Here is a 25452-nt window from a genome sequence, read left to right on the forward strand (position 1 = left end):
TGTCTGTTCAGGCGTCGGCGTCGATAACGGCCAGCGCCGCCTCGATGCCCTTGCCGATCGCCAGTTTCTGGCCGGCCGCGTTCATGGCGCCGCCAAGGGCCGTGAGTGCGGCGATCGCATAGATCGGCTGGGCGGTCGGTCCCATATGGCCGATGCGTGTCAGCTTCCCCAATGTTTCGCCGCGGCCCGACGAAAACACCACGCCGTAGCGGGCGCGCGCGGCTTGGCGTAGCGCCTTCTCGTCGACACCTTCGGGGGTGCGAACGGCGGTCGTGGTAGGCGACGCGATCCTGTCGCTGGCGGCCCAGATCGACAGGCCCATCGCGATGACGCCCGCGCGCATGGCCTTGGCGGTGAGCGCATGGCGTGCCCACACCGCCTCCGCTCCCTCGTTGAGATAGAGATCGAGCGCGACGTCGAGCCCGTTGATCTCCGAGACCGACGGCGTGAACGGAAACGGCTTGTCTCTCGACCAGGCATTTTCCCAGTCGACGATGCTCAGCATCGATGCGCGCGGCGCCAGCGAATTGGCCTTCATCTTGACCCAGGCCCGCTCGCTGACGCCCATCATGGTGAGGCCGGGAGGGGCGCCCAGACATTTGTTCGGGCCGGTGACATAGATATCGGCCTTGCAATCCTCGGGATGCGTCTTCATGCCGCCAAAGGACGAGACCGCGTCGACGATCAGATAACCGCCATGCGCCGAAACCAGCGCGCCGATGGCGTCGATCGGGTTGATCGTGCCGGACGGCGTGTCGTGGTGACAGACGGACACGATGGTGATTTCCGGATGCGCCTTGAGCATGTCGGCCACCGCCTGCGGATCGATCGCCTCATTGTAGGGCACTTCGATCTCGAGCAGATGCGGCGAGTACCGTTTCGCCCAATAGCCAAAACCCTTGCCGTAGACACCCGAGGCAAGGTTGAGCACGACATCGTCTGCTGTGATCAGCGATGCCGCCGCAGCCTCAAGGCCGAGCACCGGCTCGCCATGCAGGATGACCGGCTTGTTCGACAGCCGCATCGCCTTCTGCGCCTTGTCCACCACCTTTTCGTAGAAGAGCTGGAAGGCCGGATCGTAGTCGTAGAGCACCGTACGGCCGAGGCCGCGCAGCACTTCTGGATAGGCGTTCACCGGTCCCGCGGTCAGGGTGATGACCGGATCGGCGTGTTCGGGATAGCGCATCATCTTGTCTCCGGATTAGCGGCGGTCAGCCGTAGAATTGCGTGCCGGTCCTGTAGGTCTTGAAGTTGTCCATGTCGTGCGAGTACATCAGCTCGGCGCCGTGGTCCTCGGCCAGCTTCTTCACCTTGCGCATCGAATTGACGCCTGCCACCGGGTCGATGTGGAAAGCCGCCTGACACAGCGTTTCAAGGCTCTTCTGCGTATAGGCGGCGTCGATGGTGAACATGATCGGCTTGCGCTTGGGGAAGTCGACCAGCAGGCTGTAATGGCCGATCGAATGGCCGGGCGTCGAGATCAGCTTGACCCCCTTGGCGAGTTCGATGTCGCCGTCGACGCCCTCGAAGGTCGAGTTGGCGCGCGTCGTGCCTTCCAGCAGCTGCGCGGTCGCGCCACGCGCTTCCGCCGCCTCCGCCGAGAAGCTCAGATCGGAATAGCCGAGATGCTCGAAAGGTTGCGGATTGCAGGCCTGCGGCACCTCGGTCCGGTGGCAGATCTTCTTGGCGTGTGGAAAATACTTGTTGCCACCGCAATGATCGAAATGGAAATGCGAGTTGACGACGACGTCGATATCCTTCGGCTCGAGGCCGAGCAGCGCCAGGGCGCCGGGGATGGTCTGGTGCTTTTCCTGGATCGGCTTCTCGAAGGGCAGCACCTTCATGACGTGATCGTAGTCGTAGCCGGTGTCGATCAGGAAACGACCCTCGGCATGCTCGACCAGGATCGAATAGACGGGGAAGCGCACTTCGCCGCCCGGGCCGCGGTTCCAGAACACATGATAGCCGTCGAGAACGAGCGAGCCGCCGTCGAGCAGGTAGACCTTGGTATCCGACATTCTTGCCTCCTATTAGGCGCGGTCCCGTCCGCGCATGAATTGTTGTCAGCGCGCGCCGCGCTCGTATGGAATACCAAGGGCGGCCGGCAGGCTGGCGCGCCGGCCGAACAGCACCAGCATGATCATCACCGCCAGGAATGGCAGCATCTGGATGATGTCGGTCGGTATGTTGATGCCCGCCACCTGCATGGCCGTCGTCAGCGACAGGCAGACGCCGAACAGCAACGCGCCGAACAGCACCCAGATCGGGCGGCCGCGCGCCAGCATGGCCAGCACGATGCCGAGAAAGCCCGCACCATTGGTGATGAACGGAATGAACAGCCCGGCCCCGACATTGGCGAGGTAGGCGCCGCCGAGCCCGGCCAGCGCGCCGGTCGTCAGCACCGCGATGGTCCGGGTCCTGATGACGTCGATGCCGGCGACGTCGAGCGCGGCCGGCTTGTCGCCCGCCGCCTGCAAATTGAGGCCGAGCTGCGTGCGCCGATAGAGGTAGCCCATGGCGAACACCAGCGCGACCGCCAGATATACGATCAAATGATGCTTGAAGAGGGCCGGCCCGATCACAGGAATATCCGACAGCAGCGGAATGACGGTGGCGTCCGCCGCCGGCAGGCGGGGATAGCTGCGCGAGAACTGGAAATGATGAAGCAGCGCCGTCAGGCCTTCGAGACCCAGCGTCAGCGCGATGCCGATGACGATCTGGTTCAGCCCGATGCGCACGCAGAGCAGCGCCATGATCAGCGCCACCGCGACGCCGCCGGCGGCACCGGTGAGGAACCCCAGCCATAGCGACCCGGAATAGAAGGCACCGACAAAGCCGAGATAGGCGCCGGCCAGCATCATGCCTTCGATGCCGATATTGAGCACGCCGGCTTTTTCCGACATTTGCTCGCCGAGGCCGGCCAGCAGCAGCGGGATCGCCGCGGTGACGGCGCCGAACAGCAGCGCGCTGAGAAAGACTTCGCTGAAGAGCCCGGTCATGCCTCAAGCCCTCCGCGACTGGTTGTATCGATGGTCGAAATATTCGGCGAGGGCGAGCACGATCAGCACGATGGAAACCAGCACCAGGGTGAAATGATTGGGCACGCCGAGCCGCCGCGCCGCGCTCTCGCCGCCGATCGACAGCACCGAGAGCAGGAACACGAAACCGATGGCGGCAAAGCCATTCATGCGGGCGAGAAATACGGCGGGAATGACGGCAAGCCCGTAGGCGGGATTCCAGTCGGCGCGGACATTGCCCTGGACGCCGATGATGTCGACGGCGCCGGCAAGGCCGGCCAGCCCGGCGGAAATGGCGAAGACGGCAATGGTCAGGCCAGGTACACCCAGCCCCGCATGAACCGCCGCGCGCGGATTGGCGCCGACAATCCGCAGTTTCAGCCCAAATGCCGTGCGCGTCATCACCAGATGCACGATGATGATCGCCGCCAGCCCAAGCAGCAGGCCGCTGGTGATGGTCGTTTCGAACAGGCGCGGCAGCCGGTCTTCCACCGGCAGCGTGCGGGTCTGCGGCACGGTCGTGCTGGGATCCCGAAACACCAGCTTGACCAGCACATTGGCAAGCGAGGTGCCGAGGAACGTCATCATCAGCGTGGTTATGATCTCGTTGACGCCCTGATAGGCCCGCAGCAGCGCCGGCACCAGTGACCAGATCATCGCCACCGCCATGGCGATGAGGAACGCGCAGGTCAGCGCCAGCCAGGCCGGCATGATCTGAACGAACACGGGAGCGCTGGCCGCCGCCGTTACCGCGCCCAGCAGGAACTGGCCGTCGCCGCCGAGATTCCACATACCGGCGCGAAAGGCCACGATCAGGCCGGCGGCAAGAAACAGCAGCGGCGCCATGCGCGTCAGCGTCTGCTGGATACCGAGCGGCGAGAACAGTCCTTTCTCCAGCACGAAGCCGTAATAAGCGAGCGGGTCGACGCCGACGGCGAGCAGGATGCAACCGGCGATGACGAGAGCGGCAAGGATGGGGCCGAGCGTCATCAGCAGCCGATGCAGGATGTCGCGACGCGTCGCCGCCGCGCTCGTGGCATCAAGCGCGGTGGCATTGGCTGTAGGTGCGGTGTCGATGCTCATGCGGCAAGTCCGATCATCAGGCGACCGACCTTGGTGCGGGCGTCGTCGGCGTTCTCGACGGTGCCGACGAGCGCTCCGTTGGCGATGACGGCGACGCGGTCGCACATGCTGAGCAACTCCTCGAGGTCGGTGGAGATGAGCAGCACGGCAAGGCCGCGGGCCGCCGTATCGCGGATGCGCTGGCGCGACGCCAATGTGTTGGCGAGATCGAGCCCATAGGTAGGCTTATTGAAGATCACCACCTTGGCGCCCTCTGCCAGCTCGCGTGCCAGAAGCACCTTCTGGATGTTGCCGCCGGACAGCCGGGCGACCGGCGTCTTCAGGCTTGGCGTGCGCACATCGTATTCGCGCACGAGTTCAGCGGCGCGCTTGTCGATCTCGCCGCGCTGCTCGACGCCGCCGCGCCAGAACGGGGCCGCGCCAACCTGCTTTAGGAAGAAGTTGATCGAGACCGGGAAGGTGCCGACAGTGCCTTCGCCGAGCCGGTCGTCGGTCAGGTAGCGCAGACCGCGCCGACGGCGTTCGCCGACGCTCAGCGCCTCGATGGCGGTGCCTTCCAGCCGCACCGAACCGCTGGTCGCCGCGCGCTGGCCAGCCAGCGCTTCCGCCAGCTGCTTCTGGCCGTTGCCGTCAATGCCGGCGATGCCCAGGATCTCGCCCGGGCGGATGTCGAAAGAGATCGACGACAGGCCTGGCGCATTGTCCGTCGGCGCGACCGCGAGATCCGCGACCTGAAGCAGCGGAGCGGCATCAGTGCGGACCGTGCGGATCGGACGCTCGACAGCTTCCGGATCGTCCTTCAGCTTGCCGAACATCAATTCCACGATCTCCGAAATGATCGCCTGTTCGCCCAGCGCGCGAAACCGCTCGGGTGGGATCTCGCCGACCTTGCGGCCGAGCTTCAGCACCGAGATGCGGTCGCCGAAGGCCGCCGCCTCCTTGAGTTTGTGGGTGATGAAGACGATCGCCAGGCCCTGCTCGACAAGGCGGCGCATCAGCGCGCCCAGTTCGTCGATGCCTTTCGGCGTCAGCATCGAGGTGGACTCGTCGAGGATCAGCAATCGGCTGTTGCGCACCATCGCGCGCAGGATTTCGACCTGCTGCTGCTCGCCGAGCGAAAGCTCCGACACCTTGGCATGCAGCTTCACCGTGATGCCGAGGCTGCGGGTGATCTCGGCGACGCGCGCCTCCAGCTCTTCGGTCCTGGGGCGCTGCCACCACGGTCCGCCAAGCAACAGGTTTTCCGCTACCGTCAGCGTCGGCACCAGCATCATGTGTTGGAACACTGTACCGATGCCCAGTGCCAGCGCATGGCGCGGCGAAGTGATCGGGGTCGGTTTGCCGTCGACCAGTATGCGCCCTTCGTCCGGCTGCTGCAGTCCCGACAGCATGCCGATCAATGTCGATTTTCCGGCGCCGTTCTCGCCCAGCAGAACATGCACCTCGCCCGGACGGATCGACAGATCGATGCTGTCATTGGCGACGATGCCGGGAAACCGTTTGGTGACGCCTTCAAGCGCGACGATGTCGCGCCCGGCAACGGACGATGAAGAAGAACTGCTCATGAAAGCCCAACACACAAAAAGTGGGAATCGGCCGGAGAGGTGAACGGATCACCCCTCCGGCAGCCGACCGTGATCGCCTTACTGGGCGACGCTGGTCATCAATGCCCTGACGGCGGCCGCGTCAAACACCGGATCGACCTTGATCTTGCCGGAAATGACGTCTTCGCGCAGCGACTGGATTTCCGCCCAGACATTGTCCGGAATGGCAGCGGTTTTCAGCAGCTTCACCGAGTCGTCCTTGAGGCCGATCGTGTAGTGTTTGGTGCCGAACGTGTCGGCCTTCAGGTCGGCGATCATTGCCGCATAGACCGGCTCGATGTTCCACACCACCGACGACAGCAGGAAGCCCTTGTCGATCGGCGACTTGTCACCGATGACGTCGATGAAATAGACCTTGCCGCCATCGGCTGCCTTGGTCGTCTCGACCGCCTGCAGCATGCCGAAGCTCGAACCGTTGCCCTGGCCGAAGATGATGTCGGCGCCTGATGCGATCACACTTTCGGTGACGCGCTTGCCGCCGGCCGCGTCGCTGTAGGCGGCCGGGCCGATCACCGCATAGGTGATCTTGACGTCCGGGTTCTCCGCCTTCACGCCTTGCGCGAACGCCGCCGACTGCGAGTTCCATGATGGCGGTTCGCCCGAAACGACGATGCCGACCGACTTCGAACGCGACATCTTGGCGGCAAGACGGCCGGCGAGATAGGCGCCCTGGTGACCACTCAGCGTGTAGTCGGCGACGAGACCCTTCTCCAGGCCGTTCGGCGTATCGACGATCGCCACCGGAACCTTCAATTCCTTGGCGATTTCAGGCGCCGAAGTGTTGTAGCCGCTGGCATGCGCGATCAGCAGGCTGGCGCCGTCGGACGCGAGCTCGCGCAAGGTCGGACGAACATCGCCATAGCCGAGCCCCTGGGCCACGACCACTTCGACGCCGGCGGCCTTGCCCGCCGCCTTGGCGGCGTCGATGCCCTGCTGGTTCCAGCCGTAATCGGTGCCTTCTTCGGGCGTCAGGATGGCGATCGACTTGACTTCGCCGGCAAACGCGCCGCTCAGCAAGACACCGCTCAGTATAACTGCACTCACACTGCTCTTGAGAATCTTTAACATGTTACCCTCTCTGTTTGATTTACCAATCAATATTCTTGTTGTTATTGCGCAGAAGCGAGGTAGACTGCCTGAGAAATTTCCCCATGGAGCTCAGGCAAAGTGAAGATTCGTTATGTTCTCCCTGTGGCGCTGGCGTTCACATCCTTCGCCAACGCGGTTGAGTTGCACCAGGTCATCGTCCGCAAGGGCACCGACGGGCTCGACATGGTGCCGTTGACGATTTCGAATGCGGGCAATGAAGGGCTGTCCTGCAATGCCGACTTCGCCCACTGGTATTCGGCCGGGATCGCGACGGTCGAGCCGGGCAAGAGCGCTCGCCTCGAACTCTGGTTCGACCCCAAGACGGGCACGTTCACGATCCTCAACGACAAGCGCGAGAACCTGCCCGTCGAGCGGCTGTGGTGCGGCCTGGCCGGCCGCGCATATGCCACACGCGTGCAGATCACGCTCGACCGCAGCGACGCGGCGAAAGGCGAACGCGCCGTGTCCTGCGTCATGGAGCAGGACAGTCTGGTCTGCCGGTAGGCGCTCATCGATTTGCCCCGCCCAACACCGCGCGCCTCTTACTTCTTTGCCAGGAATTTGTCGGTGAAGACATCGTCCGCCGAGGGAGCCGTCTTGAGCACGCCCTGATCGGTGAGCGTCTTCAGCGTTTCCTCCCACTGCGTCTTCGTCATCCAGCCGAGGCCGTGTTCCTTGGTGTCGGGGCTGGTGAAGGTCGACGCGATATCGGCGTTGATCTGTGCCAGCAGCACATCCTTCTTGTCGGCGTAACCGGGTGCAGCCTTGGCCGTGATCTCGGCGGCCTCTTCGGGGTGCGCCACGACATAGTCGAAGGCCTCGCTGTATGCCTTGACGAAGCGGGCGACGATTTCGGGCTTGTCCTTGATCATGGCCTGAGAGGTGAAGAGGCCGGAACCGTAGGCCTTCCAGCCATGGTCCGAGCCCATCATGATGCTGAGCGAGCCGGGACCGCCCGCCTTGGCCTCCAGTTCAGGCACCTCGGCGTCGACATAGCCGACCACCGTCTGAACCCGGCCCAGAAGCAGATAGCTTTCATAGGGCGGCGAGACGCTGTTCAGCGTCATGTCCTTCTCCGTCAGGCCATTGGCCGCCAGGAAGCCCTTGAAGAAAATGTAGGTTGAACCGGCAGGATGAATGCCGATGGCGAGACCCTTGAGATCAGCCGGCTTGGTGAGCTTCACCGTCTTCGCCAGCGAGATGATCGCCAGCGGCGAGTGCTGGTTGACGGCGGCCAGTGCCACCACCGGGACATTCTGCGACCGCGCGACGGCGAGCGTGGGAAGATCGCCGAAACCGAAATCCGCGTTCTGATTGCCGACCAGCCGCATGGCGTCCGGCGAGCCGGAGCCTTTGCGGATCTCGGCCACGTCGATGTCGTTCTTGGCGAAGAAGCCCTTTTCCTTGCCGACGAAGAACATGGCGTGGTTGCCGCGCACCACCCAGTCGAGCTGGACGCTGACCTTGTCGGCGGCCAAAGCCGCGTTCGACAAGCCGAGCACACCGACGGCCGCGGCAACGGCAACTGCCTTGATAAGTGAGCGTCTGAGCATTTTTGTTCCCTTTTTTAGTTGGTTGATTGAGCGGGCCTAGGCGTGGCTGAATTTCGGTGCCCATGGCACCATGATGCGTTCGAGAATTTCGGCTGCGTAGTAGAAGGCGATGCCTAGCACCGAAACGAGGAGCAGGGCCGCGAAGACCAGCGCGGTGTCGAGCTGGGTCGAAGCAAACTGGATGACGTAGCCGAGCCCATCCGAGGCGCCGGCGAATTCGCCGACGATGGCGCCGATGACGCTGAGCGTCGCGGCGATCTTGGTTCCGGCCATCAGGTTCGGCAGCGAATGCGGAACGCGTATCCTGAACAGGATCTGCGTCGGGCTGGCGCCGACCGAATTCATCAGCGACAGCAGCGAGCGGTCGACCGACTGCATGCCCGCCAGCATCGACAACGTCACCGGGAAGAAGGCGATGACCAGGATCAGGCCGATCTTGGGCGCGAGCCCGTAGCCGAACCAGAGGATGAAGATCGGCGCCAGTGCCACCTTGGGCACGTTCTGGAACAGCACCACCAGCGGATAGAGCGCTCGCCCCAGCCAGTCGAAGCGCACGATGACCAGCGCAATGGCGATGCCGACCACGACGGAGACAAGGAATCCGAACAGGATCTCGCCTGCCGTCACCAGTGTCGCCTGCATCAGCGTTGCCCATTGCGCGACCAGCGATTGCGCGATCTCGGACGGGGCGGGAATGATGAAGGCGGATATTGCGAAAATCCGCACCACGGCTTCCCACACCACGATCGTCGCCAGCAGAAGGATGACCGCTGGAAGCCAGCTGCCTGTCGCCGCACCCCAGCTTGAGGCAAGCCGGGACTCGGGCCGCGACTCGGAGAGATTGGTGACGGGTTGATCGCTCATGACGCGCCTCCTGGTTGGTGACTGGCGCGCAGCATCATCCGCAGTTGAACCACCAGCCTGACGAACTCCGGATCTTCCGTGACCGACAGATCGCGCGGATAGGGCAGACCGATGTCGAGGCTCTCGGTGATCCGCCCAGGCTTGATCCCCAGCACGTGGACATGGCGCGACAGGTGGATGGCCTCGTCTATCGAATGGGTGACGAGCACGATGGTCTTGCCGGTGCGCTGCCAAATCTCCAGCAGCGACTGGCCCATCGAATCGCGGGTAATGGCGTCGAGCGCACCAAATGGCTCGTCCATCAGCAGCACCGCCGGATCGAGCGCCAGGGCCCGCGCGATGGCAACGCGCTGGCGCATGCCGCCGGACAACTCATTGGGGCGCTTGTGAGCGCTGTCGCCCAACCCCACCAGTTCCAACATCTCCTGCCCGCGCGCCCGCAAATCCGCGCGCGAGAGCGATCTGTCGGCGATGCCAAGCAGCATCGATGCGTTGTCGACGGCATTCTTCCAGGGAAGCAGGTTGGCGTCCTGGAAGACGAGGCCGATCATACGCTTGCGCGCCGCCTCGACTGGCTCAAGTCCGGCGATCGAAACGCTGCCGCTCGTCGGATTTACCAGCCCGGCCAGAACCTTGAGCAAGGTGCTCTTGCCGCAGCCGGAAGGACCGATGAGGGAGACGAACGACCCCTTCGGTATCGCAAGATCGATGTTCTGCAGCACCAGTTGCCTGGCCATGACGACCGAAACACCTTTGACAGAGATCAGATCGTCATCGTGGCGGATATGGGCTGGCCGGCCGCCTGCTGCTCGAATGGGTTCCATGCGCATGGCTACTCCCGGCCCTCCAGGATACGCCGCACCGCAACGAGTTTGCGCGCCCGTTCGCCTTGCAGCGCCTTGGTCTGCTCAGGCGTATAGGAGAACATGCCCTCGCCCGACTTGATGCCGAACTTCGACGCGTTCGTCTTTTCCAGCACCATCGGCGCGACATCGTCGCGATTGGAGAGATCGGCGTTGAGGAAGGAGGAGACGGATTTGTAGATATCAAGGCCCGCCATATCGAGCAGCGCCATCGGCCCGATCACGGCGATCTTGTAGCCGATGCCCCACGACACGCAGGTGTCGAGATCTTCCGGATCGATGACGCCGCGCTCGACAAGGTCGACCGCCTCGCGCAGCAGCGCATAGAGCACGCGGTTTTCGACGAAGCCGGGAACATCTTTTTCACCACCACCGGCAGCAAGCCGATCGAGCGGATCAGGTCGCGGATAACAGCCACGGTCTGCGGCGCGGTCTTCTCGCCGGCGATCACTTCGATCATCGGGATGATATGCGGCGGGTTCGACCAATGCATGCCGACCATCCGCTCGGGATGCGAGATATGCGCCTGCAGCTTGGTGATCGGGATACCCGACGTGTCGGACGCAACGATCGTGTCCGAGCCGATCAGGCCGTCGATCGTACGATAGACTTCGGCCTTGACCGAAATGTTTTCAGGAACGTTCTCGATGACGAGGTCGGCACCAGATACCGCGTCGCCGATATCATCCGTGAAGCGAACCGTTCCAACGCCGGCCGATGGTGGCGCGATACTCAAGGCGTCGAGGACGCCCTCGGCCACGCCCAGCATGGATCGCGCGCGCTCGATCGCTGCCGGGGCGACATCGTAGGCGACGACCTGGAGGCCGCCTCTGGCGAGCCGGGCAGCCATGCCCGGTCCCATCGTACCCAAACCGATGATGGCGATATTTCGGATCATTGCACTGCCCCGCTTTCTTTCGAGCTGGCGATGAGGTCGGCGGCTTTCTCGGCAATCATGATCACTGCCGCATTGATGTTTCCGCAGACCAGGTCGGGCATCACGGAAGCGTCCACCACCCGCAGACCCTGGACGCCGCGAATGCGCAATTGCGGGTCAACGACGGAGGCCGCATCGGCCCCCATCCGGCAGGTCCCGGCCGGATGATGCACGGTGATGGAGGTCTTGCGGATATGCTCGTCGATCTCGTCGTCGCTCTGGCACTTCGGGCCGGGAAAAACTCCGCCTCGATGAAGGGCTGCATGGAGGGCTGAGACGCGAGATCCCGCGCCACCCGGAAGCCGGCCCGCAGCGACTCCCAGTCCTTCGGCGAGGCCAGGAAATTCTGATGGATCAGGGGCGCCGCCAAAGGATCGGCCGACGCCAGTTTCACCGCTCCCCGGCTTTCAGGCTGCGTGGCAACGATGCGTGTTGCGAAGCCGTCCGCAAACGGCGCCTTGAACGGCTTGAAATATGGCCAAGCGGCGAGCGGAGCCGCGGTGAAGAGCAGTTGCACATCGGGCAAGGGTCGCGCCGAGCCGCTCTTCAGGAAGGCGACAACGCCGCCGGGCACATCGCCGGAAAAACCGCGTCCCGTGAAGTAGGTCTTGACGAAATCGAGCCCGATCCGATCGGCACGCATGTTGCGCAGGAACGGGCCGCCCGGAGCCCGGCGCCGGTACATGAGAATGACGGAGACGTGGTCCTGCAGGTTCTTGCCGACCGCGGGCAGGTTGACCCGCGTCTGGATGCCCTGCGCGGCAAGCTCATCCTGCGCCCCTATGCCCGACAGCATCATGAGTTGCGGCGTGTTGATCACGCCGCCGGAAAGCAGCACTTCCTTACGGGCGAGAACCGTGCGTTCGCCGCCGCGATGGTTGATGGTGACGCCGGTGGCGCGCGTACCCTCCAGCACGATCTTCGTAGCGCTCGCTTCCGTCAGAACGGTCAGGTTGGGCCGCTTCAGCGCCGGCCGCAGATAGGCTGTCGCGGTCGAGCTGCGCCGGCCTTTTGAAATCGTCATCTGCAGGCGGCCGAACCCTTCCTGCCGCTCGCCATTGTAGTCGTTCGTCTGCGCATAGCCGGCGTGCACGCTGGCTTGCGCAAAGGCATCGATCAGCGTGTCCTTGTAGCGGCAGAACTGGGTGCTGACCGGACCGTTGCCGCCACGAAACTGGTTCTCGCCGCCTTCCCAGCTTTCCTGCTTGCGGAAGTACGGCAGCACCTTGTCATACGACCAGTCGCTGAGCCCCGTGGCTGCCCAACGATCGTAGTCGCCGCGATTGCCCCGCACATAGGCCATGGCGTTGGTCGACGATGATCCGCCGACAACCTTGCCGCGCGCGCATTCGACCTCGCGTCCGCCGACATTGTCTTCCGGCTCGCAGAAATACATCCAGTCATGGCGCCGCTCGGTCAGGATCTTGCCCCAGCCAAGCGGTATGTGGATCATGGGATCGCTGTCCCAGCCGCCGGCTTCCAGCAACAGCACCGAACATTTCGGGTCGGCGCTCAGCCGGTTGGCGAGCACGCAACCGGCCGATCCGGCCCCAACAATGATGTAATCGTAGCTTTCAGCGTGCGGCATGGTGCGTTTCATTGCCTTCGTCTGACGCCTTGGCGTCAGGGAACCCATTACGATCGAGCCTGGAAAACCTGGGCCAGGACCAAGGTCTTCCGGGTATGTTCAAACACCCGCGGACCCTAGGCCAGGCCCGCTTGCCTGAGGCGCTGCGACCAGTGATCCCATCCACGGTCGATCTGGGCGCCGACGAGATTTCCCGCGGCCTTGATTTCGCCCGGCGACAGATACTTGATCGTGCCGATCCGCAGGCCGGCGGTCTGCGCTGCCGCCTCCTGTTCAAGATAGAAAGCCCGGAATACCACCTGCCGGACAGAGCTGCCGACATTGACGACGCCGTGCCGCGCCATGAGCACGACGGGATAGGTCCCGAGGCTTTCAGCGATGTCCGCACAGACGCTCCGGCTGCCGCCAAAGAGATCGGTAGCGTCTCCCTGCTTGTCGCGTATCTCGTAGACCGGGACGGCGTCGCCGAGGAAAGCCCCCATATGGGTCACAGGCCGCAGCGGCTGGTCGGTGAAGCAATAGGGCAGGACAGCCGGCGAATGGCTGTGGAGCACGCACTGGACGTCGGGCCGTGCCTTGTAGATCTCGCTGTGGATGTAACGCTCCAGATAGGATGGCCGGTTGTCCGAGGTCTCGCCGTCGAGGTTGAAACGCTGGATGTCACCGGCCGTTATCAGGCTTGGAGCAAGTTTCTGCGCCAGGAAGAAGCTCTCGGGATCCTCGGGGTCACGGGCACTGATGTGCCCGAACGTATCCAGGATACCTTCGTTCAGAAGGATCTTCGTTGCCGTGACCAGCTCCTCGAAGACCTTCTGACGCGCTGGGCTGTTGTCTGTCATTTCCAAATTCTCCCATTGCGCGGCGACGGCGACCATTCTTGTTGTTGTTATCGGTCGCCGGGGCCGCGGATTTCACTTGTTTTCGTAGATGCCGACGATCCGGTTCTGCTCGATGATGTTGCCGGCATATTTCTGCAGGAATTCTTCCCGGGTGGGCGTGCCTTCGACCTTCGTGTCGAGTGCATAAACCCAGAAATAGTAGTGATGTTCTCCGTGGCCAGCGGGTGGCTGGGGTCCATAGTACTGCTTGTCGCCGCCGCCGTTGGGGCCGACGCGGAACTTCTCCTGCGCGTCCGAAAGGTCGGTGGTCGAGGGATCGATGCCGTAGACCACCCAATGCGTGAAACCGTTGGCGAGCGGCGCGTCCGGATCGTGGCAGATGACCGCGAGTTCTTTCGTCCCCGCCGGGACGCCACTGACGGTAAGCTTGGGCAATGCGTTGCCCTTGTCGCCGGCATGTTCGTCGCGCAGTTTGCCGAGCGGCTGGAAGTCCGCCGAGGTGATCTTGAGGTCCTTGATGTTCAGGGGCATGGAATTCGTCCTTCAGCAATTTCGATCGAACTAGACGCCGGCCTTGAGGTCGGCGACGGACTTGCCCCCGACGCGCTGATGCACGCGCGGGCCCGATGCGACGGCGACGCAGATCAAAAGCTCGTCCGGGCGCGGGGCATCCGGCACGGAAAAGGTGACGGCATCGTAGTGGGAACGGATGTAGAGCTCGTCCTTGTGGGCAAGCGGGATATCGATGGTAGTGCCAGCGACAGCGACCTTGCTGACCGACGAGATCCAGGCCTTGCCGCCACCCACCTGCTGCCGCAGCGGATCTCCGAATACCGTGGTGATGCAAGCGACGACATGTTCCTGTTCGCCTGACGTACCCGCGATACCGCCCTTGCCATAGCTTTCGACAGGCCTGTTGCCGAGCAGCGCCACGGCTCGCTCGCCGAGCGCATGACCGATCGCTGAACTCGGATTGGTCAGATCGGACAGTTCGGCGACGAATTTTCCGGCGAAGGGATTGCGTATGACAACGCCTGTCGCGACTTTGACGAGGGTCTCGCCAGGTGTGCCGCCATCATGCCGGCTTTCCTGGACGGAGGCGTACCATCCCCTGACATCGTAGTCCCGTTCAACTTCACTGGAATAGTTCATCTTTATCTCCTGAAGGGTGCGCGCTGTTTCCGCACGCGCCGATTAATTCGTTGGCCGGCTTGCCCGACGTTTACTGCGGCCATGAGAAGACACGGCGCAGCGGATCGTAGCGGGCAGCTTCCAGCGCCGCTGGCGTGAACATGTTTCCCTTCGAGAGCGAGCGGTTCGCCGCATAGTCGCCGGACAGGGCCTGGCAGCGATCCGTGATCGGGCGAATGCGCTTCTCCCACGCGACCAGCGCATCCTCGATCGAAGAGCCCTCTTCCAGGTCCTGCGAAAGGCTGAAGGCGTTGACCATCGCGCAACCGGCGCCCTGGGCAAGAGCCGGGCACATTGCATGCGCGGCATCCCCCATGAGCGCGACCTTGCCTCTTGTCCAGCTGTCCAGCTTGGTCGTTTCGTACTTGTCGTACCGGGCGGTTTTCAGCTTGGCCGCTTCGATCAGGCATGGCTCCAGGAGAGGAAACATCTCGGCCCAAACTTCGAGATCGATCGGAACGCTTGATCCGCGAGGATCGGCAGCCGGAGCCATCAAGCCCAGATAAAGCTCATTCTCATTGCAGGGCGAGTAGAGAATCCGCTGAACGCGCGGCCAGAAGTTCCACATGTCGATGGTATTGTCCCACTCGCCATGCCCGAGATCTTTCTTCATGCGCGGGACAATCAGTCGGATGAGGCCATCTTTCGAAACCCATCGATCCTGTTTGAAACCGATGGAATCCCTGACCTTGGAGCCAACGCCATCGGCGCCGACGATCAGGTCGGCTTCGAGAACCTCGCCGCTCTGGAGGGTCACGCGCCCTTCCGGATCGGCGGCGACTGCCTCGGAATTGACGCGGATGTCGACACCCAGGGCACGGGCTCGATCGACCAGGGCATCGTGCAGGTGGCTGCGGGTCATGATGCGCCAGGGGAGACCGTTGAACGTCTCCTTGGAAACCGACTTGTTGTGCATCCAGGTCTCGTAGGTCGGAGGCGTGTGCGAGCCCTGGAGAACCTCGTCCAAGGCGCCCAGCCCTTCGAGCACGCGAAGGCCGTTGTGCCAGAGATAGATGCCCGCGCCGAATGCCCGCAGCTCCGAGCTCTTTTCGTGCAGCCTGACATCCCAGCCATTCTGCCTGAGAGCGATGGCGGCTGTCAGGCCGGCAAAACCGCCGCCGGCGACCTCGGCACGACGCGTTTTGCCCAGAGTTCTGTTTACGTTGGCCATTTTCTGGATCCTGCTGCGTACAAGAAGACGGCGCTTGGCCGTCAGGCGTCTATGAAGTTGGTGATGGCTTTCAACGTGATCTCGGGAGACACCTCGTTGACGTAGTGGTCGGCGCCCGGGACGACGACGACGGGCAGATCGGGCCGCAGCCGGCTTGTCTTCGCCAGCGCCGCCGCCGACACCAATTTGCTCGTCTCGCCCCGCACGATGAGGACGGGCTTGGTCACGTCGCGGTAGGCCGGCACCAGATCCGCTCGCAGGCCCCTGGCGGTCTGCGCCATGGCCGCGGGCGAGGCCAATGGGCGCAATCCGCCGTCGACCGGCTGATAGCCGCTCTCAGCCCTGATCTTGATGGCGTCGGCGGGAATGTTCGGATAGCGGCCGGCGAGGTATGCTTCGACGGCCTTTGCATCCTCGAAAAGCTGGCTCCCCGCATTCACTCGCGCTTCCAACGCGTCCAGCGCTTCGGTCTCGATATACGGCGTAAAGTCGATTGCAATGACCGACCGCACCAGATCCGGGTATTTCGCCGCGGCCGTGACGGAATTTCGAGCACCAAGCGAATGTCCGACGAGGATGGCATGGCCGCGATCGAGCGTGCGTATCAGGCCGGCGATGTCGTCCGCGTAATCATTCGCCTCGTAGCCGGTTTCCGGTTTGTCGCTGAGACCATGCCCCCTCTGGTCAACCGCTATGGTCGTGAACCGATCCGAGAGCCGGGCCATCAACGGCTCGAAGACCGCCGAGTTGGAGGTGATGCCGTGGAAGAAGAGCATCAACGGGCCGTTGCCCTTCTCGCGCACGTTCAAGGTCATGCGGCCAATGTCGATGCGTCGCGAGATAGAGTGGTCGGAAGGTATGTCCGCCGCCATGTCCATGATCCTCGCCTCCGCTGCCCGTCTCCTGCAAAAGGATCATATCGACCGGGGTGGCGTCAAGCCGATTGTCTGACATTCTTGCAATCTTCAGATTTGACAATCTGGCTATCCTGCTGTCAAATTTGCATGGCGTGGCGTATGCTGCTTCAGCTTGCGACTCAAAAGCCCATGAGACGTTATCGATGCCCCCAGATTTGAATTTGCGAATTTCGCCACGGACAGTGCAACGGGAGACCGTCGACAAGTTACGGCTCGCGATCTTCTCCGGATTGTTTCAGCCGGGAAGCCGCCTCATCGAAAGTCAACTGTGCACACAACTCGGCATCAGCCGCCCCTCGCTGAGGGAGGCTTTGCGCAGTCTTGAGGCCGAGCGCCTGATCGAGATCGTACCCAACCGCGGGCCGTCGGTACCGGCACTTTCGTGGGAGGTGGCGACCGCCATCTACGAGGTTCGAGAGCTGCTGGAAGTCGAGGCGGCGGGACGATGCGCGCTGAGAATTTCGCCGGAGCAGTTGCGTGAACTCGAGAAATCTCTTTCCGCGTTCGAAGAGGCGGCATCCAGCAATGACAGCCTGGCGCAGGTCATGACCGCCGCGGACTTCTATTCGATCATACTCGCGAATTGCGGGAATCCGATCCTGGAGGAAGTCCATCGCGGTCTGGTGGCCAGGATAAGCTTCTTTCGAGGACGATCGATGTCCTTGGAGGGCAGAGCACAAAGCAGCTTGGCGGAGATGAGGGAGATATTCGAATCCATCGCCGCCGGCGACGAGAAAGCCGCCCGCAAAGCCTCGAAGCACCACGTCTTGAGGGCAAAAGCGGCAGCCAAGATTTCCATGGACAACGGGATTTGAGTTCTCCGAATTGCGATATCGTCATCGTCGGCGGTGGGTCGGCCGGGACGTTGCTTGCCGCGCGACTGAGTGAAGAGCCGGATCGTCGCGTTCTGCTCATCGAGGCAGGCGAAGAGGCGACGGACCCCGACATCTGGAACCCCGCTGCCTGGCCAGCGCTTCAGGGCCGCAGCTACGATTGGGACTATCGCACGGAGCCGCAAGCCGGCACCGTGGACCGGGTGCACCATTGGGCGCGCGGGCGGTTGATCGGCGGCTCGAGCTGCCTGCACGCGATGGGCTACATGCGTGGTCATCCTTCCGACTTCCAGGCTTGGGTCGATGCGACCGGGGAACGCCGCTGGAGCTGGGATGAACTGCTGCCGGTTTTCCAGGCCATCGAAAACCACCCGCTTGGCGGCGATGGCATTCACGGCAAAAGCGGGCCGTTGCCGATCCATTTGCCGGCGGACGAAGTCAGTCCGGTTGCCCGTGCCTTCATCGAGGCAGGCGCATCGTTGGGCCTGCCTCGCCTTCAGGGCCACAACAGCGGAGAGATGATCGGCGTCACCCCGAACTCCTTGAACATTCGCGACGGGCGGCGGGTCACGGCGGCGGACGCCTGGCTCACCGGGGCAGTTCGAGACCGCAAAAACCTGACCATCCTTACGGGATCCCGGGTGCGGCGGCTCAATCTCAGGGGCAATCAGCTCCGCAGCCTCGAGATCGTAGGGCGACAGGGTTCGGTCGAAGTCTTTGCGGATCAAGTCGTGCTTTGTGCCGGAGCGCTGGAAAGTCCGGCTTTGCTGATGCGTTCGGGGATTGGTCCGCACGCTGTGCTCGATGCCGCGGGCGTTGGCTGCCTGATCGATATGCCTGAAATCGGTCGAAACCTTCAGGACCACCTGCTTGGCGCCGGCAACCTTTATGCGGCCCGCAAGCCGGTGCCTCCATCGCGCCTGCAACATTCGGAGTCGATGGCTTATATGCGCGCCGACAGCTTCACCGCCAGCGGGCAGCCTGAAATAGTCGTTGGTTGCGGCATCGCGCCGATCGTGTCCGAATGCTTCCAGGCGCCCGCCGCCGGCACGGCCTACTCGCTGCTGTTCGGCATCACCCATCCGACGAGCCGCGGCAACGTGCGCATAAGCGGACCTGAGCTCGGCGATCCCCTGATCATCGACCCGGCATATCTGCAGACCGATCGGGACCGCGCGCTGTTTCGCCAAGCGCTCGAGGCGGCACGGACAATCGGGCATAGGGATGAACTCGCCGGCTGGCGAGAGCGCGAACTCCTGCCAGGCAGCCTGAACAGTGCAGCCGAGATCGACGACTTCATCGCGCGGTCGGTCATCACACACCATCATCCCTGCGGTACTTGCAGGATGGGCAAAGACCCGGACGCCGTCGTCGATGCAAATCTACGGGTGAAGGCGCTCGACAATCTTTTTGTCGTGGACGCATCGATCATGCCCAACCTCACCTCGGGGCCGATTCACGCCGCGGTCCTCGCCATCGCCGAGAGTTTCGCTCGACGGCACTAAGCCACCAAGGCCGTCGGCTCGGCTTGCTGCACGGTGGACCGGTGTGCCGCCTTGGCGTATCGCTGGGCGATCATGGCGCAGACCATGAGCTGTATCTGGTGGAACAGCATCAGCGGCAGAACGATCGCGCCGACGCCCTGGCCGGCAAAGATGACATTGGCCATCGGCACGCCGCTCGCCAGGCTCTTCTTCGAGCCACAGAAGGTGATCGTGATCTGGTCGGCCTTGTCGAAGCCGAGAAGCCGGCTGCCATAGGTCGTGCATAGAAGCACCAGGCCGAGCAACACCATATCGGCGACCACGACCACGGCGATGTCGCGCAGCGTGAACATGTGCCACAACCCTTCGGCGACAGCGGTGCTGAAGGCCAGATAGACGACCATCAGGATCGAGCCGCGATCGACAGGCATCAGCAGCGTCTTGCGAGAGCGTATCCAGTTGCCGATCCGGGGTTCCAGCACCTGTCCGAGTGCAAAGGGCAGGAGCAGCTGCACCAGGATCTGGCTCACCGCATCCCACGAAAATCCGCCATGCCCACCCATCGAGAAGAGCAATCCGACGAGCAAGGGTGTCAGGAACATGCCGAAGATGTTGGAGGCGGAGGCCGAGCAGATGGCGGCGGGGACATTGCCACCGGCCATCGAGGTGAACGCGATCGAGGATTGGACCGTCGACGGCAGGACGCAGAGAAACAGAATGCCGAGGTAGAGCGGCTTGGGCAGGATCGAAGCAGGCAGATAGCAAAGCGCCAGACCCAGCAGCGGGAACAGGCCAAAGGTCGTCAGAAGGATCACCAGGTGCAGACGCCAATGCATCAGGCCGGCAATAACGACGTCGCGCGAGAGCCTCGCACCATGCAGGAAGAACAGCAGCGCCACAGCAAGATTGGTCGCGATCGCGAACCATCCCGCAAACACCCCGGTTGCAGGTGCGACCGACGCAAGCGCGACGGTGCACAACAGGAGGATCAGAAAGGTGTCTGGTAAAAAGCGGCGCATGACATGTTCGCTCAGAGTGGGTTCGACGCCGTCTTTTCGCGCATCGCGAATTGGGATACAAGAAATAACAGTTATCGCAATTTGAGATACCAATGCTCGATCTGGTCCAACTCCGCAGCTTCGTCACCGTCCAGCAGATGGGAAGCTTTACCTTCGCAGCCGAGCGACTGGGGCTCGGACAATCCACCGTCAGCCAGCACATCAGCAAGCTGGAGGCCGTGATTGGCCGGCAGTTGCTGGCCCGCGATACGCACAAGGTGGTGCTGACGCCTGACGGCGAAGCCCTGCTCGGCCATGCCCGGACCATGCTGTCCATAGAGGGGCAAGTGCAGGCGCTGTTCACCGCGCAGAGGTTGCGGGGCACCTTACGGCTCGGCGTATCCGAGGACCTGGTTGCCAGCCGTCTGCCACTGGTGCTGGAGGATTTCGTCCGGTCTCACCCATCCGTTGATCTTGAACTGACCGTCGCGCTGAGCGGCGTGCTCTACCAGATGCAGGACAATGGCGAGCTCGATCTCGTTCTGGCGAAGCGCCGGCTAGGCGACAGCCGTGGTCGGCTCATCTATCGCGAGCCGCTTGTCTGGCTCGCTCGCGATCCCGAACACGTCCTGTCGCTCGCGGCCTTGCCGTTGATCGCCTTCCCGCCGCCGAGCGTCACGCGCAGCATTGCGCTGGAAGTGCTCGAACGGCACGGCATGGCATGGCGTATCGTCTGCACCTGCGGCAGCCTGAGCGGGCTGACAGCCGCGGCCCGCGCCGGCATGGGAGTTCTGGTGCAACCGCAAAGCATGTCGCCGTCAGGCCTGAAAGAGATCAGCCGCCTGCCGCAGCTGGAGGATGTGGAATTCGTCCTGATCCCCAGCAAAGGAGCGGACCGCGCACTCGTCTCAGCGCTTTCCGACGACATTCTGATCAAGGCGAGAGGCCTGCGCTGACGCATTGCGCAAGGGATGTTGGCCGATGGTACCGTTGGCTGGGATCGACACTCCACACAACATATTGTTTTTATTTACTTTTTCTTGCCGCAGCTATCGATTTGTATCACAATATGTAGCACATTCTCGGCGAACTAACCGGCCGCAGGGGAGTGTCGAAGGCAGGGCACCATCCTCGCACAATAGCGACACCTCGGCGTCCTGCTACCCACTCCCCTGCGCTGGCCTGAACGCTCTTCATCCGACATGAAATTGGTAGGCCCCGGAGGGCGTAGTAAAATCGTTGATTTTGTTGAGTTTTTCGTGGGCCAAAATCAGAAATCTTCCCGTATCGTTCCGTATGGTCCCGTGACGCCTTACAGTCGACTTTAGCTAGCCTTGTTTGCGAACGTTCGGAGCCATGCTTCAAAATGCCCTCATTGGGCGGTAAACGGACTGTCCGTTTTCGATTGCCCAGGCCAGGCCAAGCGCGCCTCGGGCCATCGGGATGGACGGCTTGAACGATGCAATGCGCCGCAAGTGGCCGCGCCCGGCCTGTCGCCACGATGAGCACAGGCGCATGCTGGCTGCTTGATTGCCGTCTGACAGGCAAGAACGGCGCGGATGGCTCCGCCACATCCTTAGCCGGGCGCACCCGGTTTGACGGTATCCACATCGGGTCCGTGCATGCGGTCGAGCAGGCCGCGCGGACCTGGGCGCGGCGGCCTTAGGCTCTCGCTACGACCCGTCGGCATGGACGAGCAGGTCCCCATTGGGTAAAGCCGTCGTCGAAATGGCTCTGCACGGTCAGTGTCTCGCCGGCGGCGACCAGCTTGCCGCCTTCACCGCGCCGGCCGCTGTTCTTCGGCCATGCCGAAACCGGCAAGTTCCTGCCTGAACACGAGACTGCTCTTCTGGGCGTTGCCGGCCACGCAGCGACGGCAATCGACAACGCCCGCCTGTTCCAGGCGGCCGAGCGTGAACTCACGGAACGGCGGCGTGCGGAAGCCGCGTTGCAAACGCTCAATTCCACGCTTGAACAGCGCATGATGGAGGAAGTTGCAGAGCATTCGAAGGCAGAGGAGCAGTTGCTTTGCAATAGCTAGAGGTTGTGGGTTTGTTCCCTCACCTCATGACTAGGTCATAGACCCATAAAGGGGATTCCCAAAACGTGCGATGAATGATTCAACCTTCGTAGTTGAGGAGGTTTGATATGGCACGTTTTGATCTGACGGATTTCGAGTGGTCGACTATCGAACCGTTGTTGCCAAACAAGGTGCGCGGGGTAGCGCGGGTTGATGATCGGCGGGTTTTGAACGGCATCTTCTGGCGGCTTCGGACTGGAGCGCCATGGGCAGACATCCCGGCACGCTACGGGCCGCACACGACCTGCGTCAACCGCTTCAACCGATGGCGTCGAGCGGGTGTCTGGGACCGGCTTCTGGATGCCGTTTCAAAGGCTTACGATGGGGACATCCAAATGATCGACTCGTCCTCGATCCGCGTCCATCAGCATGGTGCAAACGCCCAAAAAAAGATGGCCGATCCCGTTGCGTGGGTCGCTCGCGGGGCGGCCTGACGACCAAGATCCATGCGCTCGTTGACGCCGAGGGACTACCGATCGCCCTCAAGCTGACCGAGGGACAAGCCCATGACGGCCGCAGCGCCCGGGAGATGTTGGGCGGTTTGGGCGACGGCCAAATTCTGCTTGCTGACCGCGCCTATGACGCAGACGAATTGCGCGCCAGCCTCAAGCAACGCGGCGCTTGGGCTAACATCAAGCCGATGCCGAACCGCAAAAATATCCCCGCATTCAGCCCGTGGCTATATCGCTTTCGAAACCTCGTCGAACGCTTCTTCAACAAACTCAAGCACTTCCGAGCCGTTGCCACACGATACGACAAGCGCGACGATAACTTCCTTGCAAGCGTCAAACTCGCTTCTTTTCGTATCTGGTGCCGATTTAATGAGTCTATGGCCTAGTCACGCGACACGCAACAGCTCGCGCAGGCGGACTGGCAGTCGCGGCGAGGCTTGCAGTTCGGCACAACTTCCCCCCATCGTTTCAGATACTCCGCGATCGGGATCCCGGTCCGTCCAGGCCAGCGGTTGAGTGCGCCCAGCGCCTCGACGCAGTCAGGCGCGCGGTCGTACTCGGCGAGAATGGTAACCGACATAGCCTGGGCGAAAGGATTGAGGCCGGGTATTTCGATTTCGCTGCGATGGTCCGCGAACCATGCCGCAGGGTCGCTGGTGAGCCCCTGGCTGTCGGCGAGCGCGGTATAGCCTTGGATAATGTTCTGTCGATATTCGGCAATGGCATCGCCGAAGGCGTTGTCGCCGGCGAAGGGCGGGTTTTCCTTCCAGCCCTTCGCCAGGCGCCCCAGGCCGCGCAGCGAGAACGCCTCCACCATGGCCTCCTCGAGCCACTGGCAGGGCGGCGCTGGCTTGGCGTCGGCCTGCCAGCTGTTGGCTGTGACATGGCCGAGTTCGTGGCCGAACTGGTAAGCGAGCTTCGACCAGTCCCGTTCGCCGATGTCGACGATGATCCACGCCATGCTGCTGCCGTCCGGATGCAGCCACACGGACGGCGGGCCCGACGTATGCTCGTCCACGCGCAGCCGCGTCGGCTGCCGATCGGAGATCAGGCGAACGCCATCCAGGCAGGCGTGCCGCATACGCTCGACGACTTGCTCGGCCGCGCCCTGAAGCATGTGGCCCCAGTTGCCTGCGAGTTCGATCGGGCGGCAGAGGAGACCCTTAGGCGGGGCAGTCGATGAAACGCGCTTCAGCATAGCGGCGTGGCTCCTATCCAAACAAACCCAACGCGCCAGCGCCGGGAAGGTTGTGCCTGCGGCCGCCAAACCCGCGAATAGTGTAATAAAATCTCGACGCTGCACTCCCATTCCTATATCCGATCGGTCAACGATCAGAGTACCATGTCGCTCCACATCGGCGAAGATTCGAAAAACTTGGCGCATTTTCCAACGTTATCCGACCTCTGAAACTGGAGGTGCTTAACCGTCGATGGTTTCCGGACACGGGTAAGCGGGCCGCGGCGCCTCGCGATGACTACGCCAGTCAACCTGGCCTTCTCGAATGAACGCGGACACCGCCCGGCGTGATCTTATTCCAGTGGGTCATACCCTTTCGTTGTTTCTTAGGGTATTACTTCCCTCATTGTTGCTTCCCTTTACAATCACTATGAGATTGTGATAAAAATGTATAGATATAATGTGCTTGTCAAAGTACGTCGGCTTATAATTGGGCCTGATTAATTCCTCATAATTCAAAGAATCAACAAAGCCCTTAGAGAATCCTACTATGGTGTCATCGCTTTTTAAGTCGTCGCTGCTTCCGCCAAACTCGGGCCAATATGAGGTTTGCACATCCTCTATGGCGTATACGCCATTATTGCTAAGTAGCGGAAATAGCACCTCAAATGATTTTAAAACGTGCGCATTTATATGACTTCCATCATCAATAATGATGTCAAAGCTGCCCGCGTCTCTGAATACACTTCTTAGAAAATCTTCATCGAATTGACTGCCTTGATGAATCTTAACGCGACCCTGTTCATGCGGCCGTTTGTCAAAGATATCGATTCCGTGAATGATCGCACTGGGAAAATATTCTTCCCACATGCGTAGTGATCCACCGCCAGCTCTCGGATTGTCATAGCCGCCGACCCCAATCTCCAGAAGAGAAAGCTTCTGGTCTCGAAAGGGGCTGAAATGATTGTGATAGTGCTGGGCATACCAGTGAGATCCCCATTTATCCACGCCGTACTTTACAGCGAGACGAACAAGGTCGTTCGAATGGCGCAAAACATTGAGCTGAAGAATCGACGGAGGCTCGGCGAGAAGAAAGCTTTCCCACGTACCGCATGCCGTCCGGGACAGTGTGACCCGTCCGTCAGGTTCGGCACAGAGGAACAAACCTTCGGCCCTGAGGGCAACTCTTCCATTGCTCAGATCCATGATTGCAAACACGGTCGCGTCTTCCGAGCAGCCCTCTTCGCCATCGATACTTAGTATTTCGGAGCGGTTGGTCCGACAGATGATGGGCCGCAGGGATCCAGCAACCTCGTACATGATTTGACCATGTGATCCATCCGACACCAAGCGCGCATTGGCCGGGCTGTCCTCCACCGGCCCATGCGCCAATTCGCCCGATTTGGCCGCAACGAAAAGCGTCGTGCCATGCGCGGTGAGCAGCCGTGGCGGTAACCCTGCAGATCTCCGAATCACCTTTGGCCCCCCTGTCTAGTTGCTGAAGTTGAGTTCCATCCGATTAACCATCCATCAAGGCAGTTCGGCACTAAAACAGTTCATGACTCTGGCCCGAGCAGATTTCCGCTCAGCCTACGCAGGATTGGTCGCCAGCGCTGAGCGCGCTGAAGCGGCAATCGCGTCCCAACATCCTCGTGTTCTCGTCGTAGACCTTGCCAGATCAATGGTCCACCGGCGCGTCGCCGTACAGCGTA

Annotated in this window: 24 protein-coding genes and 2 pseudogenes; 6 read left to right on the plus strand and 20 right to left on the minus strand. The window is 62.1% G+C overall.

Translation table 11 applies throughout. The features are described from left to right. Window positions 1-7 precede the first annotated feature (7 nt). From ppaT to AC0V7N_RS34110, 6 genes are all read right to left on the minus strand, one after another. Window positions 8-1186 carry a pyridoxamine--pyruvate transaminase gene (gene ppaT / locus AC0V7N_RS34085; protein WP_475460652.1) on the minus strand — a complete coding sequence of 393 codons (1179 nt, stop codon included), beginning with the start codon at window positions 1184-1186 and terminating at the stop codon, window positions 8-10. Window positions 1187-1211: 25 nt separating this feature from the next. Continuing rightward, complete coding sequence (pldA, locus tag AC0V7N_RS34090; RefSeq protein WP_475453136.1) at window positions 1212-2018, minus strand: 4-pyridoxolactonase; 807 nt, start codon at window positions 2016-2018, stop codon at window positions 1212-1214. Between the two features lie 45 nt (window positions 2019-2063). Next, window positions 2064-2999, minus strand: a complete 936-nt coding sequence (locus tag AC0V7N_RS34095) for a putative B6 ABC transporter permease subunit 1 (RefSeq protein WP_475453138.1) — start codon at window positions 2997-2999, stop codon at window positions 2064-2066. A gap of 3 nt (window positions 3000-3002) precedes the next feature. Continuing rightward, the gene (locus tag AC0V7N_RS34100; RefSeq protein ID WP_475453140.1) at window positions 3003-4100 is read right to left on the minus strand and encodes a putative B6 ABC transporter permease subunit 2; all 1098 of its coding nucleotides are present in this window, start codon (window positions 4098-4100) and stop codon (window positions 3003-3005) included. Then, on the minus strand, window positions 4097-5665 hold the full coding sequence (locus tag AC0V7N_RS34105) for a putative B6 ABC transporter ATP-binding protein (protein ID WP_475453142.1): 1569 nt from the start codon (window positions 5663-5665) through the stop codon (window positions 4097-4099). The genes AC0V7N_RS34100 and AC0V7N_RS34105 overlap by 4 nt, the downstream gene beginning before the upstream one ends. Before the next feature lie 78 nt (window positions 5666-5743). Beyond that, entirely contained in the window at window positions 5744-6772 is a 1029-nt protein-coding gene (locus AC0V7N_RS34110) for a putative B6 ABC transporter substrate-binding protein (protein ID WP_475453144.1), read from the minus strand. A gap of 99 nt (window positions 6773-6871) precedes the next feature. Here AC0V7N_RS34110 and AC0V7N_RS34115 point away from each other — a divergent pair, with 99 nt between their 5' ends. After that, a complete protein-coding gene (locus AC0V7N_RS34115; protein ID WP_475453146.1) occupies window positions 6872-7297 on the plus strand; it encodes a hypothetical protein in 426 nt (141 codons plus the stop codon). A gap of 38 nt (window positions 7298-7335) precedes the next feature. Here AC0V7N_RS34115 and AC0V7N_RS34120 read toward each other — a convergent pair whose 3' ends face one another. The 11 genes and pseudogenes from AC0V7N_RS34120 to AC0V7N_RS34170 form a co-directional block, all read right to left on the minus strand. After that, window positions 7336-8346 (minus strand): ABC transporter substrate-binding protein, encoded by a 1011-nt coding sequence (locus AC0V7N_RS34120; protein WP_475453148.1) that lies wholly within the window; start codon window positions 8344-8346, stop codon window positions 7336-7338. Between the two features lie 36 nt (window positions 8347-8382). After that, window positions 8383-9210: an ABC transporter permease gene (locus tag AC0V7N_RS34125; protein ID WP_475453150.1), complete on the minus strand. Its 828-nt coding sequence runs from the start codon at window positions 9208-9210 to the stop codon at window positions 8383-8385. Further along, complete coding sequence (locus AC0V7N_RS34130) at window positions 9207-10040, minus strand: ABC transporter ATP-binding protein (RefSeq protein WP_475453152.1); 834 nt, start codon at window positions 10038-10040, stop codon at window positions 9207-9209. Before AC0V7N_RS34130 ends, AC0V7N_RS34125 begins: the two co-directional genes overlap by 4 nt. Before the next feature lie 2 nt (window positions 10041-10042). Continuing rightward, the gene (locus tag AC0V7N_RS34135) at window positions 10043-10405 is read right to left on the minus strand and encodes a 3-hydroxyacyl-CoA dehydrogenase family protein (protein ID WP_475453154.1); all 363 of its coding nucleotides are present in this window, start codon (window positions 10403-10405) and stop codon (window positions 10043-10045) included. Next, window positions 10294-10971 carry a 3-hydroxyacyl-CoA dehydrogenase NAD-binding domain-containing protein gene (locus AC0V7N_RS34140; protein WP_475453156.1) on the minus strand — a complete coding sequence of 226 codons (678 nt, stop codon included), beginning with the start codon at window positions 10969-10971 and terminating at the stop codon, window positions 10294-10296. Before AC0V7N_RS34140 ends, AC0V7N_RS34135 begins: the two co-directional genes overlap by 112 nt. Further along, window positions 10968-12598: pseudogene (locus AC0V7N_RS34145) on the minus strand (GMC family oxidoreductase). The gene AC0V7N_RS34140 and the pseudogene AC0V7N_RS34145 overlap by 4 nt, the downstream one beginning before the upstream one ends. A gap of 116 nt (window positions 12599-12714) precedes the next feature. Continuing rightward, a complete protein-coding gene (locus tag AC0V7N_RS34150) occupies window positions 12715-13473 on the minus strand; it encodes a class II aldolase/adducin family protein (protein WP_475453158.1) in 759 nt (252 codons plus the stop codon). A gap of 36 nt (window positions 13474-13509) precedes the next feature. Further along, complete coding sequence (locus AC0V7N_RS34155; RefSeq protein WP_475453160.1) at window positions 13510-13968, minus strand: YbhB/YbcL family Raf kinase inhibitor-like protein; 459 nt, start codon at window positions 13966-13968, stop codon at window positions 13510-13512. Window positions 13969-13998: 30 nt separating this feature from the next. Further along, window positions 13999-14589: an amino acid synthesis family protein gene (locus AC0V7N_RS34160; protein WP_475453162.1), complete on the minus strand. Its 591-nt coding sequence runs from the start codon at window positions 14587-14589 to the stop codon at window positions 13999-14001. 70 nt (window positions 14590-14659) lie between these two features. Next, window positions 14660-15799, minus strand: coding sequence for an FAD-dependent monooxygenase (locus tag AC0V7N_RS34165; RefSeq protein ID WP_496627591.1), 1140 nt, complete (start codon window positions 15797-15799; stop codon window positions 14660-14662). Between the two features lie 41 nt (window positions 15800-15840). Next, window positions 15841-16677 carry a 2-(acetamidomethylene)succinate hydrolase gene (locus AC0V7N_RS34170; RefSeq protein WP_475453166.1) on the minus strand — a complete coding sequence of 279 codons (837 nt, stop codon included), beginning with the start codon at window positions 16675-16677 and terminating at the stop codon, window positions 15841-15843. 65 nt (window positions 16678-16742) lie between these two features. Between AC0V7N_RS34170 and AC0V7N_RS34175 the strand changes: the two genes are divergently transcribed. Beyond that, window positions 16743-17531: a GntR family transcriptional regulator gene (locus AC0V7N_RS34175; protein WP_475453168.1), complete on the plus strand. Its 789-nt coding sequence runs from the start codon at window positions 16743-16745 to the stop codon at window positions 17529-17531. After that, entirely contained in the window at window positions 17528-19054 is a 1527-nt protein-coding gene (locus AC0V7N_RS34180; RefSeq protein WP_475453170.1) for a GMC family oxidoreductase, read from the plus strand. The genes AC0V7N_RS34175 and AC0V7N_RS34180 overlap by 4 nt, the downstream gene beginning before the upstream one ends. On the opposite strand, the gene AC0V7N_RS34185 is transcribed toward AC0V7N_RS34180, so the two are convergent. Next, window positions 19051-20052 (minus strand): bile acid:sodium symporter family protein, encoded by a 1002-nt coding sequence (locus AC0V7N_RS34185; RefSeq protein ID WP_475453172.1) that lies wholly within the window; start codon window positions 20050-20052, stop codon window positions 19051-19053. The two genes, AC0V7N_RS34180 and AC0V7N_RS34185, sit on opposite strands and share 4 nt — an antisense overlap. A 92-nt stretch (window positions 20053-20144) precedes the next feature. Between AC0V7N_RS34185 and AC0V7N_RS34190 the strand changes: the two genes are divergently transcribed. The 3 genes and pseudogenes from AC0V7N_RS34190 to AC0V7N_RS34200 all read left to right on the plus strand — a co-directional run bounded on the left by AC0V7N_RS34190 (window position 20145) and on the right by AC0V7N_RS34200 (window position 22949). Continuing rightward, window positions 20145-20987 carry a LysR substrate-binding domain-containing protein gene (locus AC0V7N_RS34190; RefSeq protein ID WP_475453174.1) on the plus strand — a complete coding sequence of 281 codons (843 nt, stop codon included), beginning with the start codon at window positions 20145-20147 and terminating at the stop codon, window positions 20985-20987. Between the two features lie 836 nt (window positions 20988-21823). Continuing rightward, window positions 21824-22057, plus strand: a pseudogene (locus AC0V7N_RS34195) (histidine kinase); the annotation flags it as partial. 122 nt (window positions 22058-22179) lie between these two features. Then, window positions 22180-22949 (plus strand): IS5 family transposase gene (locus AC0V7N_RS34200; RefSeq protein ID WP_475451259.1). Its coding sequence is split into 2 segments (ribosomal slippage): window positions 22180-22494 and window positions 22497-22949, totalling 768 coding nucleotides; the frame shifts between segments, so codons are not numbered across the junction. On the opposite strand, the gene AC0V7N_RS34205 is transcribed toward AC0V7N_RS34200, so the two are convergent. Both AC0V7N_RS34205 and AC0V7N_RS34210 read right to left on the minus strand, forming a co-directional pair. After that, complete coding sequence (locus AC0V7N_RS34205; RefSeq protein ID WP_496627592.1) at window positions 22946-23761, minus strand: hypothetical protein; 816 nt, start codon at window positions 23759-23761, stop codon at window positions 22946-22948. The two genes, AC0V7N_RS34200 and AC0V7N_RS34205, sit on opposite strands and share 4 nt — an antisense overlap. A gap of 345 nt (window positions 23762-24106) precedes the next feature. Then, entirely contained in the window at window positions 24107-25216 is a 1110-nt protein-coding gene (locus AC0V7N_RS34210; protein WP_475453178.1) for a hypothetical protein, read from the minus strand. Window positions 25217-25452 lie beyond the last annotated feature (236 nt).

This window comes from Mesorhizobium kamtschaticum, assembly GCF_056174585.1.